Annotated in this window: 11 protein-coding genes; 1 reads left to right on the top strand and 10 read right to left on the bottom strand. The window is 61.3% G+C overall.

All coding sequences use genetic code 11. The features are described 5' to 3' along the window. Positions 1-15: 15 nt before the first annotated feature. The 3 genes from PseAD21_RS13180 to pmbA form a co-directional block, all read right to left on the bottom strand. Positions 16-1392 (bottom strand): aspartate ammonia-lyase, encoded by a 1377-nt coding sequence (locus PseAD21_RS13180; protein ID WP_102356071.1) that lies wholly within the window; start codon positions 1390-1392, stop codon positions 16-18. Continuing rightward, entirely contained in the window at positions 1373-1780 is a 408-nt protein-coding gene (locus PseAD21_RS13175; protein WP_102356070.1) for a FagA protein, read from the bottom strand. Before PseAD21_RS13175 ends, PseAD21_RS13180 begins: the two co-directional genes overlap by 20 nt. 248 nt (positions 1781-2028) lie before the next feature. Next, entirely contained in the window at positions 2029-3381 is a 1353-nt protein-coding gene (gene pmbA, locus PseAD21_RS13170) for a metalloprotease PmbA (protein WP_178082128.1), read from the bottom strand. A gap of 102 nt (positions 3382-3483) precedes the next feature. Between pmbA and yjgA the strand changes: the two genes are divergently transcribed. Continuing rightward, positions 3484-4008 (top strand): ribosome biogenesis factor YjgA, encoded by a 525-nt coding sequence (gene yjgA, locus PseAD21_RS13165; RefSeq protein ID WP_025109468.1) that lies wholly within the window; start codon positions 3484-3486, stop codon positions 4006-4008. Positions 4009-4059: 51 nt separating this feature from the next. Here the strand turns inward: yjgA and tldD are convergent, their stop codons facing one another. From tldD to mreC, 7 genes are all read right to left on the bottom strand, one after another. Then, positions 4060-5502, bottom strand: a complete 1443-nt coding sequence (gene tldD / locus PseAD21_RS13160) for a metalloprotease TldD (RefSeq protein ID WP_102356068.1) — start codon at positions 5500-5502, stop codon at positions 4060-4062. 4 nt (positions 5503-5506) lie between these two features. Further along, entirely contained in the window at positions 5507-6367 is an 861-nt protein-coding gene (locus tag PseAD21_RS13155; RefSeq protein ID WP_102356067.1) for a carbon-nitrogen hydrolase family protein, read from the bottom strand. A gap of 58 nt (positions 6368-6425) precedes the next feature. Then, positions 6426-10229: a YhdP family protein gene (locus PseAD21_RS13150; protein ID WP_102356066.1), complete on the bottom strand. Its 3804-nt coding sequence runs from the start codon at positions 10227-10229 to the stop codon at positions 6426-6428. A 75-nt stretch (positions 10230-10304) separates the two neighbouring features. Further along, positions 10305-11762, bottom strand: coding sequence for a ribonuclease G (rng, locus tag PseAD21_RS13145; RefSeq protein WP_064585972.1), 1458 nt, complete (start codon positions 11760-11762; stop codon positions 10305-10307). Positions 11763-11820: 58 nt separating this feature from the next. Continuing rightward, positions 11821-12417: a nucleoside triphosphate pyrophosphatase gene (locus PseAD21_RS13140; protein WP_102356065.1), complete on the bottom strand. Its 597-nt coding sequence runs from the start codon at positions 12415-12417 to the stop codon at positions 11821-11823. Positions 12418-12454: 37 nt separating this feature from the next. Further along, positions 12455-12946: a rod shape-determining protein MreD gene (gene mreD / locus PseAD21_RS13135; RefSeq protein WP_102356064.1), complete on the bottom strand. Its 492-nt coding sequence runs from the start codon at positions 12944-12946 to the stop codon at positions 12455-12457. Beyond that, on the bottom strand, positions 12946-14055 hold the full coding sequence (gene mreC, locus PseAD21_RS13130) for a rod shape-determining protein MreC (RefSeq protein WP_102356063.1): 1110 nt from the start codon (positions 14053-14055) through the stop codon (positions 12946-12948). Before mreC ends, mreD begins: the two co-directional genes overlap by 1 nt. Between the last annotated feature and the right edge of the window lie 128 nt (positions 14056-14183).

Raw genomic sequence — 14183 nt, 5'->3', positions numbered from 1 at the left:
AAGCGGTTGCGGGATTTACACGCCGCCGGCGGTGAGTTTCTCGGGATTGAGCAACTCTTCCAGCTGGCTGCGGGACAGGTCGGTGTGCTCCAGTGCAACGTCGATCACCGGGCGCCCCTGTTTGTAGGCCTGCTTGGCGATTTGCGCGGCTTTCTGGTAGCCGATGATCGGGTTGAGCGCGGTCACCAGAATCGGGTTGCGCGACAACGCTTCCTTGAGCCGCGACTCATTGACCTTGAAGCTGGCGATGGCTTTGTCACCGAGCAAGCGACTGGAATTGGCCAGCAATTCGATGCTGCTCAGCAGGTTTTGGGCGATGATCGGCAACATCACGTTCAGCTCGAAGTTGCCCGACTGCCCGGCGATGGTGATCACCGAGTCATTGCCGATGACTTGCGCGGCGACCATCGCGGTGGCTTCCGGGATCACCGGATTGACCTTGCCCGGCATGATCGACGAACCCGGTTGCAGGCCCTCAAGTTCGATTTCTCCGAGACCGGCGAGCGGGCCCGAGTTCATCCAGCGCAGGTCATTGGCGATTTTCATCAGCGACACAGCGGTGGCCTTGAGCTGCCCAGAGACGGCGACGGCGGTGTCCTGCGAACCGATCAGGGCGAACAGATCCTTGCCCGGAGTGAACTGCACATTCGTCAGTTGGCTCAATTGGCGGCTGAAACGCGCGGCGAACTCAGGATGCGCATTGATCCCGGTGCCAACTGCCGTACCGCCCTGCGCCAGCGACTGCAGGCTCGGCAACAAATCCTGCAGGTGAGCGATATTGGCCTTGAGCTGCTGCGCCCAGCCATTGAGCACCTGGCTCATACGCACCGGCATCGCGTCCATCAGGTGGGTGCGACCGGTTTTGATGTGGTGATGCACTTGCCCGGCTTTCTTTTCGATCACCTGTACCAGGTGCAGCAGCGCTGGCAGCAGTTGTTCGTGCAAGGCCAGGGCGGCGCTGACGTGGATGGTGGTCGGGATGATGTCGTTGCTGCTCTGGCCACAGTTGACGTGATCGTTCGGATTGAGCGGTTCGTCGAGCAGACGGCTGGCGAGGGTCGCGATCACTTCGTTGGCGTTCATGTTGGAACTGGTGCCAGAACCGGTCTGGAAGATATCCACCGGGAAATGCTGCATGAAATCGCCTTCGAGCAGGCCTTGCGCCGCGTCGCTGATGGCCTTGCCTTGTGCGGCGCTGAGCTGATTGAGTTCGACGTTGGCCCGGGCAGCGGCGGCTTTGGCGAGGATCAGCGCGCGAATGAATTGGGTCGGCATCGGTTGGCCGCTGATCGGGAAGTTATCCACTGCGCGCTGGGTTTGCGCGCCGTAGAGAGCGTCCACCGGCACCCGCAGTTCGCCCATGCTGTCGCGCTCAATACGTGTCTTGGTCATCGGTAAATCCTTGGACTAATTCAATAAGAGGAATCGAGGGAAGCAGTTCGCAGGTGGCGAGCTGCCAGGTGTAGCGCTGCCAACGCTGGAGCCGGCAGTTACACCGCGACAGGCGCTCCATTTCACGCAACGGGCGCCAGGCTTGATCAAGACAGAGGCTGCGCCAGTGCCACGGCAACGCGATGTCGGTGGCCGTGTCGAGTAGCAGACGGAAGGAAGTTTCAGCGATGTTCCAGGGAGACGTCGCCGTGCAGCAGGCGAGATAACGGCCTTCGGCCAGGTAATGTTCGATCAGGCGCGGTTCGTCAGGATCCATCGCGCAACGGATCTGGCGACTCATCCAGCGCCAGCTTTCGAGGTATGGCTGCTCGTGCAAGGCAGAACTCATGATCCGGGACTCGTTCGGAGATGAGATTTATTATTAGATGATAATGAGAACCAAAACAAGAGTACCGAGTTACGCAGAGTCCATTGTGGGAGCGAACCTGCTCGCGAAGGCGTCGTGTCAGTCACCACTGCGATCGGCAGTTAAATCACTTTCGCAAGCAGGCTCGCTCCCACATGGTTTTGTGTGGGGCCAATAAAAAAGGCGCGCCACCCGTTGAGGTGGCGCGCCTTGTTTTGTGACGGCTGAGGTTAGCTGCCCGCTACCGTCATCCGCTCGATCAGCACCGAGCCTGTACGAATGTTGCTGCGCAGTTCCAGATCATTACCGACCGCGACGATCTGCTTGAACATGTCGCGCATGTTGCCGGCGATGGTCACTTCCTGCACCGCGAACTGGATTTCGCCGTTCTCGACCCAGAAACCTGCCGCCCCGCGCGAATAGTCGCCGGTGACCATGTTCAAGCCATGGCCCATCAATTCGGTGACCAACAGCCCACGACCCATACGGCGCAGCAGCGCCGCCTGATCTTCATCGCCGTGCGTCACGAACAGGTTGTGCACGCCGCCGGCGTTGGCGGTGCTCGGCATGCCGAGTTTGCGCCCGGAGTACGTGCCGAGGATGTACGACACCAGCTCGCCCTTCTCGACGAACGGTTTGGCGTAGGTCGCCAGGCCATCACCGTCGTAGGACGCACTGCCCATGGCGCGCATCAGGTGTGGACGTTCGTCGATCGTCAGCCACTCCGGAAACAGCTTCTGCCCTAGCGTGCCTTCCAGGAACGACGATTTGCGGTACAGACTGCCGCCAGACACCGCCGACAAGAAGCTGCCGAACAAGCCCCCGGCCAGCTCAGCGGAGAACAGCACCGGCACTTCGCAGGTCGGCACCGGACGTGCGCCCAGACGGCTCGCCGCCCGTTGCGCGGCACGCTGGCCGATACTCACCGGGTCTGCGAGCAGACTGCCCTGACGATTGACGTCATACCAGTAATCACGCTGCATCTGGCCGTCGGCTTCAGCGATCATCACGCAGCTGAGGCTGTGCCGGGTCGACGCATAACCACCGACAAAACCGTGGCTGTTGCCATACACACGGCAGCCCTGATGGGTGCTGAGCGTGGTGCCGTCGGCATTCTTGATCCGCGCATCGGCATCGAACGCGGCCGCTTCACAGAGCAACGCCTTCTCGATGGCTTGTTCCGGGGTGATGTCCCATTCATGGAACAGGTCGAAATCCTGCTGATCCTTGGCCATCAGTGCCGCATCGGCCAGGCCCGAGGCTTCGTCTTCAGAGGTGTGTTTGGCGATTGCCAGTGCCGCAGCAACCGTTTCGCGAATCGCATCCGGCCCGGTGGCGGACGTGCTGGCCGAGCCTTTGCGCTGCCCCACGTACAGAGTAATGCCAAAGCCCTGATCGCGGTTGAACTCGACCGTCTCGACCTCACGCTGGCGCACCGATGTCGACAAACCCTGCTCCAGCGACACCGCTACTTCGCAGGCACTGGCGCCCTGACGCTTGGCTTCGGCGATGATCTGCTCGACCTGTTCCTGCAGTGCCGGCAATGCTTGCGGGCCGACGCTTTGAACTGCACTCATGCTCATCTCCACTCAAATTCTGCTTTCGGCTGGGGTCATCGAGCGACCGGGCCGGACAAGCGGCCCCCGACTGGTTATCATGGCGGCGTTTCTTTGCGGACTGCCACCATGGTTGATTCTTACGACGACTCCCTCGATACGGGAGAAAAAAGCAAATCTCAGGTCAAACGCGAGCTGCATGCTCTGGTTGACCTTGGCGAGCGCCTTACAACACTCAAGCCCGACTTGCAGGCAAAACTGCCATTGACCGACGCTTTGCGCCGGGCCCTGGCCGATGCGCCCAAGCACACCGCGAACATCGCGCGTAAACGGCACCTGCAGTTCATCGGCAAACTGATGCGCGATCAGGACACTGACGCGATTCTGACGTTGCTCGATCAACTCGATGCCTCCACCCGTCAGTACAACGAGCGTTTCCACAACCTCGAACGCTGGCGTGACCGCCTGATCGCCGGTGACGATGCCGTGCTGGAGAAATTCGTCGTCGAGTACCCGGACGCCGATCGCCAGCAATTGCGTTCCCTGATCCGTCAGGCTCAGCACGAGGTTGCGCAAAACAAACCTCCTGCTTCCAGCCGCAAGATCTTCAAGTACATCCGTGAGCTGGACGATACCCAACGCGGCCTGCGTTGATATTCGCCATCGGGTGGCCGCACTGTGCGCCACCCGCAGCTCCATCCCCTTTTATGCGCCCGTGCCACCCACGGTGATCGCATCGATCTTCAATGTTGGCTGACCGACACCCACCGGCACCGACTGTCCATCCTTGCCACATGTGCCCACACCGCTGTCCAGCGCCAGATCGTTACCGACCATCGACACCCGGCTCATCGCTTCAGGGCCGTTGCCGATCAACGTCGCGCCTTTGACCGGCGCAGTGATCTTGCCGTCCTCGATCAAGTAGGCCTCGCTGGTGGAGAACACGAACTTGCCGCTGGTGATGTCGACCTGACCGCCGCCAAGGTTGGCGCAGTAGATGCCTTTCTTCACCGAGGCGATGATTTCCGCCGGATCGCTTTCGCCACCGAGCATGTAGGTGTTGGTCATGCGCGGCATCGGCAGATGCGCGTAGGACTCGCGACGACCGTTACCAGTACGGGCCACGCCCATCAGGCGCGCGTTGAGCTTGTCCTGCATGTAGCCCTTGAGCACGCCGTTTTCGATCAGCGTAGTGCACTCGGTCGGAGTGCCCTCGTCGTCGACGCTCAGCGAGCCGCGACGACCACTCAGAGTGCCGTCATCGACGATAGTGCACAGCTTGGAGGCAACCATTTCACCCATGCGCCCGCTGTAGGCAGAGCTGCCCTTGCGGTTGAAGTCGCCTTCCAGACCGTGGCCGACCGCTTCGTGCAGCAGCACGCCGGACCAGCCCGACCCCAACACCACCGGCAAGGTACCGGCCGGCGCCGGGATCGCTTCCAGGTTCACCAGTGCCTGACGCAGCGCTTCACGGGCATAGCCCATGGCGCGGTCTTCGGCGAGGAAATAGCGATAGTCGGTCCGCCCGCCACCGCCATGTCCGCCGCGCTCGCGACGGCCATTCTGCTCGACGATCACGCTGACGTTGAAACGCACCAGCGGACGCACATCGGCGGCCAGACCACCGTCGGTGGACGCCACCAGAATCCGCTCCCAGACCCCGGCCATGCTCACACTGACCTGCTGAATTCGCGGATCGAGGGCGCGCGTGGCAACGTCGATGCGCTTGAGCAGCTCGACTTTTTCGGCACGGCTCAGCACTTCCAGCGGGTTGTCCGGTGCATACAACTGCGCGACATCCTGGGTGGTGAACGCCTGCACCGTACCGTTCTGCCCGGCGCGGGAGATCGAACGCGCGGCACGGGCCGCAGCGCCGAGGGCTTCGAGGGTGATCGCGTTGCTGTAGGCAAAACCGGTCTTCTCCCCGGACTGCGCACGCACGCCGACACCCTGGTCGAGGTTGAAGCTGCCTTCCTTGACGATTCCGTCTTCCAGCGACCACGACTCGGAGATCTGGCCCTGAAAATACAGGTCGGCAGCATCGATGCCCGGGCCGGCCAGGTCGCCGAGCACGCCTTGCAGGCTCTCGATCGTCACGCCGCCGGGCGCCAACAGGTGATCACTGACTGAGGACAACAACTCGCTCATAGGTTTACGCCTTAAATTCATGTTCTGAAGCAGGTCGCTGTGCGCCCTGCGAGAAAAACCGCCGATGATTCGTCACCGGCATTCGCGCCCTGATAGACGCTTGTTCATCACTGTCGCGTTCGGCCAACAACACCGCTTCGCCTTGATCCTGTTGCGCCAGCACACGGCCCCACGGATCGATGATCGCCGCGTGACCGAAGGTTTCCCGCGGTCCCGGGTGGGTCCCGCCCTGTGCTGCCGCCAACACATAACACTGAGTCTCGATGGCCCGGGCGCGAATCAGCACGTCCCAATGCGCCGCACCGGTCACTGCCGTAAATGCCGATGGAGCGGTGATCAACTCGGCACCGGCCGCGCGCAATTCGCTGTACAGCTCGGGAAAGCGCAGGTCGTAACACACCGTCAGACCGACTCGGCCCACCGGCGTATCCGCCACCACGACGCCGCTGCCATAAGCATAGTCATCGGATTCGCGATACCGCCCGCGATTGTCCGCCACATCGACATCGAACAGGTGCAACTTGTCATACCGCGCAACGGTTTCACCCTGATCATTGACCAGCAGCGAACAGGCGTGGGACTTGGCATCCGGCTGCCCAAGCGGCGGCAACGGCAACGTGCCGGCCACTATCCATAACTTGAGGTCGCGGGCGGTCTGTTTCAACCATGGCAGGATCGGGCCTTCGCCGAGCGCTTCGGCGCGGCCGATGTCGGCAATGTCGCGACGGCCCATGGCGGCGAAGTTTTCCGGCAGCACTGCCAGCTTCGCGCCGCCGGCCGCAGCCTGCTCGAGCAGGCGTCGGGCCTGGGCCAGATTGGCCAGTACATCGCTCTGGCTGACCATTTGAATCACCGCTAAAGACATGGCGCACTCCGCAACAGGTATGCGGCCATGCTACTCCATAGGCTTGGGATGTGGCTGTTCAAAAAGGCTTGTCAAAGGTGATTTTCGGCTCTTTCCACGGGCCTTTGACGGTGTATTTGACGCTGGCGAAGCGCGCCACGCGGTCACCGATCAACTTGTCGATCAGGAACAATGCCCCGCCGACGGCCGGCGCGCCGACAATCAGCGCGGCAATCGGCAGGTTGTTGGTCACCGGCAATGTCACCAGCAATTTCGCATCGACCTGCTCACGGACCAGGTCCAGCGTGCCGTTGAGTTCAATGTTGCTCGACGGCCCGGTCAGGCGGATCGGCTCGCGAGTGTCATACACACCGGCGTTGGCCACCAGCAAACCCTTGACCCGGTCGTAGCTCAAGCCTTTGCCAAACAAGTCGGAGAAGTCCAGTCGCAGGCGGCGGCCAATGGAGTTGAAGTTGAGCAGACCGAACACCCGCAGCGCCTGCGCGCCGCCCTCGACTTCGACGAACTGACCTTTATTGAGCGATGCATCCAGCGTGCCGGAGAAACGTTTGGTCGCCAGCCATGCCGGCGAACCAGGCCAGCGGCCATCGACGTCCATGTGAAATTCTTCGCTGGTCACGCTCGGTGCGAAGCCCCAGCCCTTGAGCACATCGGCGAGGTTCTTGCCGCTGATCCGGCCCTTGAACCAACTGTTGGTCGAGCCCGGTGTACCTTCCCAGCCGCCGTTACCCTGCAACAGGATGCCCTTGAGGCCCATGTCGAGGTTGTTCAAGGCGATGCCTTTGGCGGTCGGGCGCACCTTCAGCGACCAGCCTCCGACCAGATCCTGGCCCAGATACAACTGATTGATGGTGATATCCAGCGCGGGAATCTTCGTTGGGTCGACGGAAACCAGTGGGTCGGGCGAATTCTCGTCAGCCTGCACCGTCGGATCCGGCGCCGGCAGCCGCACGTATTGCAGATTGACCGCAATCGGTGCGCCTTTGGCATCGGGAAGGCTGGCCGAACCCTTGGCCTGCTGGCTGTCGAGCGACAGGTTCCAGGCCCACGGCTTGCGATTGACTTGCACCGCAGCCTGATCGAGCGTGGTGCCGAATGCAGTGAGCTTGCCCACCTTGAAATCGGCACTGTTGAGCAGTTGCCTGGCGCTGCCACCCGGATCGTTGCCGGCGTATTTATTGACCAGATCCTGCCACGGCGCGACGTCAAGTTCCGATAGCACACCGCGTATGCGCAAGCCCTTGGCGTCCGGCAAGACCGCGTCGCCGGTGCCGAGAAACAATTCGCCCCGACCATCGGCGATATTGCTCGGCGGCGCGGCGAAGGTGAAGCTGGCCAGTTGATCGTAACTGACCCAGTAGCGCCGCTCCGGGCCCTGCAAGGTCATGCGGAACACCGTGTCGCGCCCCTGCTCGGCCGACATGCCAAACGGCGCCGGCAGATCCACCGCGACGCCTTTCATGCTGGAACTGACCGTCAGTTGACTGTCGGTACCGTCCAGGTTCACCTGCAACTGATAAGGAATGGTCCCGGATACCGGCAACGGCTGGGTCACCCCCAGCCAGTCGGTGAGTTTCTTGACCTCGACCTGCCCGGAGGCCGCGACCCGGGTTTTGAGCTTGTTCGGGCTGCCATCGGCGAAAATCTGTGCGGTCACGGGCTTGTCGAAAGCCCTGGCAGCGATGTTCTGCCCGCTCAGCCCCTTGGCGCTGTCGAAGCGGAAATCACCCTTGAGCTGACTCAGTTCAAGCTTCGGCTCGGCCAGTTTCAGGCGCGCATTGGCGGTCTTGAAGTCGACGAGGATCTTCGGCAGATCGCCCTTTTCCAGCGGAATGTCGAGTTTGACCTTGCCCTGCAGATCGCCCTCGCCTTCCCACCCGGCAAAGGTCTCGCCGGTGCCAATCGGTGCGGTCTGCAGAATTTTCAGGCCATCGCCCAGCCCGCCGGCAAACCCGCCGTCAAGGAACAGATGCGTATGCTGCCCGGCCGGCACATGGGGAATGTTGACGAAAACATCGCTGACCTGGGTGTCGAGCAACTGGCCCTTGTCGGCCACGATGCGCACACCGCTGTCCTCGATGAACACGTCGCCGCTGACCTTGCTCACATGCGGCCAGCCCGGCTGGAACGCCAGCTCGGCGTCATGCACCTTGAAGAACAGACTGATGCTGCGATCAACGTCCTTGGCGTTTTTGCTCAGCGAGCCTTGGTACTGGAAGAAGCCCTGGTCCACCGCGCCCTTGAGGATCGCCGTGCGCAGCCACTCGTCGAGGGCCGGGCTGAGGACTTCGGGCAGGTATTTGGCGGTGTAACGACCGTCGCCATCGACCAGACCGACACGCAGGTCCATGTAGTCTTCCTGGGTATGATCGAAGTGCAGGCGGATCAGGAAGTCGCCGGCAATCTTGCCTTCCTCGCCCAACACCTTCAGGTATGGCGCGATCAGGGTGAAACCGTCTTTGTCGAGTTTCCAGGTCAACCGGGCGTTGGCCTGAATGTATTGCCATGGCTTGGCGAAAATCGGGTCGAGGTGCAGGACGAAATCCTTGCTGTCCATGCGCAATTCGCCACCGTCGAGGTTGCCGCTGAGGCTGCCACTGACGTTGCGCGCTGCCGGAGCACCGTGATAGGCATCGAAACCGACTTGATCCAGATTGGCCGCGAAGCTGAATTTCGAGCCGTCGGTGGCATTGGGACGAAAATCCAGCAGCACGTTGCGCAGCCCACCCGTCACCTTCAAGTGGTCGACGACAGTGGCGAAACCTTCCGGCAGCGGCCCCAGCGCATTCAGCAACGGGGTGATCGGCGTCAGATCGAAACGGTCAGCCTGCAAATGCCAGAGTTCTTCAACTTTATCAGTGGCCGCCGTCTGCTTGAGCTGCACATGGGATTCCCAGCGGGTCTCGCCGAAATTCATCGCCAGTGAGTCGAGGGTAACCGTCGCGCCGTCATCGTCGCGCTGGTAATAACCGTTGAGCGCCAGGTTGTTGATCCGGATCGGCTTGCGCTCGGCGTAGGCGCCGGTCAGTTGTGGCGCGTTCAAACGAATGACGGCGCTCTGCAGGGCACCGTCATTCCAGTTGACCCAGAGCTCGCCACCGGCCTTGATCTCGGAAAAATTCCACTGTTGGGTCAAACGCTCGGGCAGCCACTTCGACCAGTCGCTTTGCGGCAGGCTGACATAGCCCTCCACCGAGCTGTCCGGCAACTGCGTGGGACGGATCCGCGTACGCAGACTCATGGCCACCGGCTGCCCGTCAGGCAAGGTCAACCGCGCATCGAGACGCTGACGACTGGCCCCGGTTTTCAGGTTGAGGCCGACGTAGGTGAAGGTCATCGACGCTTGATTCAGCGGCTGCAAGGTCACCTGACTGTCGAGCACCGACAGTTGCTGAATCATCTGCGAGCGATTGAACAGTTGCTCGGGATCCAGCGGCTGATCGTTTTGCACCGGCAAGCCTTCCAGCGCCCAAGTGCCGTCCTGCGCTTCCTTGAGGCTGACCTTCAGACCGTTCAACTCCAGATGGGCGATGCGCACTTCGCGCGCCAGCAAGCTGCCCCAGAGATCCGGCACCGCGCGTACCCGGTCCAGACGCAAGGCATTCGCGCCATCGCCAACCATCACATCATGGGCCAGCAGGATCGGCGCAAATCCACTCCAGTTGCCTTCCAGTTCGCCGATCCGCAGCGGCATGCCAAGCGCGGCGCTGGCCTTGTCTTCGATATCGGCGCGGTACTCTGCCACCAGCGGCGTCAGTTCCCGACCGAGGCTGACGTACAACGCCATCAACACCAGAACCAACGCGCACAGGCCCAGCCCCCAGCGAGTGAGTGCGGCCAAAATGCGTGTCAGACGCTCCATGTCAGTTGGCTCCCATGGCGAAAATACTGCAAAAAGCTGAGGCCAGCCGTTGTGGATTAAATGTGCCGCAGGGGTTCAGAGCAGCACCACGTCATATTGTTCCTGGGAATACATGGTTTCGACCTGAAAACGTATGGTGCGACCGATGAACCCTTCAAGCTCGGCGACGTTACCGGATTCTTCATCGAGCAGTCGATCCACCACTTTCTGGTTCGCCAAGACGCGATAACCCTCGGCCTGATAGGCGCGGGCTTCACGCAGAATCTCGCGGAAAATTTCGTAACAGATGGTTTCCGGAGTTTTCAGTTTGCCGCGGCCCTGGCAGCTGCTGCACGGCTCGCACAGCACCTGTTCCAGACTTTCGCGGGTGCGCTTGCGGGTCATCTGCACCAGGCCCAGCTCGGTGATGCCGATGATGTTGGTCTTGGCGTGGTCGCGCTCCAGCTGTTTTTCCAGCGTGCGCAGGACCTGACGCTGGTGCTCTTCATCTTCCATGTCGATGAAGTCGATGATGATGATCCCGCCCAGGTTGCGCAGACGCAGTTGACGGGCAATCGCGGTGGCCGCTTCGAGATTGGTCTTGAAGATGGTCTCTTCGAGATTGCGATGACCGACGAACGCCCCGGTGTTGACGTCGATGGTGGTCATGGCTTCCGCCGGATCGACCACCAGATAACCGCCGGACTTGAGCGGTACTTTACGCTCGAGGGCTTTCTGGATTTCGTCTTCGACGCCATAGAGGTCGAAAATCGGTCGTTCGCCCGGGTAGTGTTCCAGACGGTCGGCGATTTCCGGCATCAGTTCGGCGACGAATTGCGTGGTTTTCTGGAAGGTTTCCCGCGAGTCGATGCGAATTTTCTCGATCTTCGGGCTGACCAGATCGCGCAAAGTACGCAAGGCCAGGCCGAGGTCTTCATAAATCACGCTCGGCGCGCCGATGGTCTGGATCTGCGCATTGATCTGATCCCACAGGCGCCGCAGATAGCGGATGTCCATGAGAATTTCATCGGCCCCGGCGCCTTCGGCGGCGGTACGCAGGATGAAGCCACCGGCCTCCTTGATCCCTTCCTTGGCCACACAATCGCTGACCACCTGTTTCAGGCGCTCTCGCTCGGCTTCGTCTTCGATTTTCAGGGAGATGCCGACGTGGGCAGTGCGCGGCATGTACACCAGATAGCGCGACGGAATCGACAGCTGCGTAGTCAGCCGCGCGCCTTTGGAGCCGATCGGGTCCTTGGTGACTTGCACCACCAGGCTCTGGCCTTCGTGCACCAGCGAGCTGATGCTCTCGACCGCCGGCCCTTCGCGCAGGGAGATTTCCGAGGCGTGAATGAAGGCGGCGCGATCCAGGCCGATGTCGACGAAAGCCGCCTGCATGCCCGGCAACACGCGCACGATCTTGCCTTTATAGATGTTGCCAACGATCCCGCGTTTTTGCGTGCGCTCGACGTGGACTTCTTGCAACACACCGTTTTCGACCACCGCCACACGCGATTCCATCGGCGTGATGTTGATCAGAATCTCTTCACTCATGGCAGGGTCTCGTTCAGGCATGTTCACGATAATGGCCGCATCTTGATTCGTACGACGCTCATTGCGCGTGGAGGTTTTGCCAACAGGGTATGCCGAAATGGCCCAACAGTTCTGCGGTTTCGCAAACCGGCAGCCCGACCACCGCCGAATAGCTGCCGTTGAGGCCCGCGACAAACACCGCGCCCAGGCCCTGAATGCCATAACCGCCGGCCTTGTCCCGGGGCTCGCCGCTGGCCCAGTAGGCGGCGGCTTCGTCGCGACTGATCGGGCGGAAGCGCACCAGACTGCGCACAACCTGCGACTCACAGCGCTCGCCTTCGAGCACGGCGATGGCCGTCAGCACTTCATGCTCCTTGCCGGACAACATCATCAGCATGGCGCATGCCTCGGCTTCGTCCACCGGTTTACCAAGAATTTTGCCGTCGAGTACCACGGCGGTGTCCGCTCCCAGCACGCAATACGCCGCGTCGGACGCGAGCGCGCGTTGACCGGCCTCGGCCTTGCCGCGCGCCAGACGCTCGACATAGGCCGAAGGCGATTCTTCGGCTAGTGGGGTTTCATCGATGTCCGCACTGATGGCGGAGAACGGCACGCCGATCTGCGTGAGCAATTCACGCCGGCGCGGCGATCCTGAGGCGAGGTACAGCGGCTTCATCAAAACATCTCCCTGTTCAGTGCCCAGCCTCACCGGATCAATTGATTTTGTAGCGGCGGCGCAATCCACGCAAAGCGAAGCTGACCCAAGGCCAGAGCAAGGCGCTGGTCAATGCCGGCAGCACCAGTGCCAGTGTTGGCTGGCGGTTGCCGGTCAGGGCGCTGAGCCATAGTTGAACCAACTGGGCGAGGCCGAAGATCACCAGGATGACCAGGCATTGCTGCCATATCGGGAACATCCGCAGGCGTTGCTGCAAGGACAGCACCAGGAACGTGATCAGGGTCAGGATCAAGGCGTTCTGACCGAGCAGATCGCCCTGCAGCACGTCTTCGGCCAGCCCCAGACAGAACGCTGTGACCATGCCGACCGTATGCGGCATATACAAGGCCCAGAATGTCAGGAGCAAGGCCAGCCACAGCGGACGCAGGATCTCCATGAAAATCGGTAGTGGCGAGACACTGAGCAGTATGCCAATCAGAAACGTCAGCCAGACAATCCAGCCGTTACGCGATGCGGTAGCCCCGACCATTATTCTTGTCTCCCGGTTGTTGCCGGCGCGATGACAGGCGGTTTGGCCGCCGGTCGAGCAGCAGGTTGACTCACCGGTGGCTTACTGGCTGCAGGTGGTTTTGCAGCAGCGGGCGGTTTGCTTGCAGCGGGCTTGGCCGGTGGAGTACTGGCAGCAGGTGCAGGGGGTGTTGCGGCGGCAGGCGGGGTCACGGTTTTCGGTACCGTTGCGGGAATCACCGGACCACCGCCCTGCGCATCGAGACTTTCCTGGGCCTGCGCCGCATCGTTGGCACGTTCTTCGGCCGTGCGATTGTCGCTGAACACCAGCAACATGTAGCGGCTGCGGTTCAGCGCGGCAGTCGGTACGGCACGAACGATGGCAAACGGCTGGCCGGAATCGTGGATCACTTCCTTCACGGTCGCGACCGGATAGCCTGCCGGGAAGCGCTGACCGAGACCGGAACTGACCAGCAGATCGCCTTCCTTGATGTCCGCCGTGTCGGCCACGTGGCGCAATTCCAGGCGCTCAGGATTGCCGGTGCCGCTGGCAATCGCCCGCAAACCGTTGCGATTGACCTGCACGGGAATGCTGTGAGTGCTGTCAGTGAGCAGCAGCACGCGAGAGGTGTACGGCATCAACTCGACCACCTGGCCCATCAAGCCGCGCGCATCGAGTACAGGCTGACCGAGGACCACGCCATCACGCTCACCTTTATTGATGATGATGCGATGAGTGAACGGGTTGGGGTCCATGCCGATCAACTCGGCCACTTCGACCTTTTCGTTGACCAGCGCGGAGGAATTGAGCAACTCGCGCAGCCGAACGTTCTGCTCGGTGAGGGCGGCAAGCTTCTGCATGCGACCCTGCAAGAGCAGGTTTTCGGTCTTGAGTTTTTCGTTTTCGGCGACAAGCTCGGTGCGGCTGCCGAACTGGCTGGCAATCCCTTCCCACAGCCGTCCAGGCAGGTCAGTGATCCAGTAGGCATCCATAAGCACCAGCGACGCTTGTTTGCGCGCAGGCTTGAGCAGATCGAAGCGGGCATCGACCACCATCAGCGCGATCGACAGCACGGCCAGCACCAACAGGCGCACGCCCAACGAAGGGCCCTTGGCGAAAAGCGGTTTAATAAGCCGCTCCTCCCAGGCAAATGTTCTGTTTATTCATACGGCATCAAACCGGCCTGGATGAAGACTGACAGAAGATAAACGCCAACAGGCAGCACTGCAAAGTGCTGCCTGCGCGCTCACCCACGTAT

Source organism: Pseudomonas sp. AD21 (assembly GCF_002878485.1).
GTDB lineage: Bacteria > Pseudomonadota > Gammaproteobacteria > Pseudomonadales > Pseudomonadaceae > Aquipseudomonas.
Note: the sequence above shows the minus strand (reverse complement) of the source record. Positions and strands in the feature narration are given on the sequence as shown.

What these genes read in the sequence shown, in the direction of transcription:
- PseAD21_RS13140 (WP_102356065.1), bottom strand. Translation starts at nt 12,417, where the DNA reads ATGAAGCCGCTGTACCTCGCCTCAGGATCGCCGCGCCGGCGTGAATTG.
- tldD (WP_102356068.1), bottom strand. Translation starts at nt 5,502, where the DNA reads ATGAGCGAGTTGTTGTCCTCAGTCAGTGATCACCTGTTGGCGCCCGGC.
- PseAD21_RS13155 (WP_102356067.1), bottom strand. Translation starts at nt 6,367, where the DNA reads ATGTCTTTAGCGGTGATTCAAATGGTCAGCCAGAGCGATGTACTGGCC.
- mreD (WP_102356064.1), bottom strand. Translation starts at nt 12,946, where the DNA reads ATGGTCGGGGCTACCGCATCGCGTAACGGCTGGATTGTCTGGCTGACG.
- PseAD21_RS13175 (WP_102356070.1), bottom strand. Translation starts at nt 1,780, where the DNA reads ATGAGTTCTGCCTTGCACGAGCAGCCATACCTCGAAAGCTGGCGCTGG.
- yjgA (WP_025109468.1), top strand. Translation starts at nt 3,484, where the DNA reads ATGGTTGATTCTTACGACGACTCCCTCGATACGGGAGAAAAAAGCAAA.
- pmbA (WP_178082128.1), bottom strand. Translation starts at nt 3,381, where the DNA reads ATGAGCATGAGTGCAGTTCAAAGCGTCGGCCCGCAAGCATTGCCGGCA.
- PseAD21_RS13150 (WP_102356066.1), bottom strand. Translation starts at nt 10,229, where the DNA reads ATGGAGCGTCTGACACGCATTTTGGCCGCACTCACTCGCTGGGGGCTG.
- PseAD21_RS13180 (WP_102356071.1), bottom strand. Translation starts at nt 1,392, where the DNA reads ATGACCAAGACACGTATTGAGCGCGACAGCATGGGCGAACTGCGGGTG.
- rng (WP_064585972.1), bottom strand. Translation starts at nt 11,762, where the DNA reads ATGAGTGAAGAGATTCTGATCAACATCACGCCGATGGAATCGCGTGTG.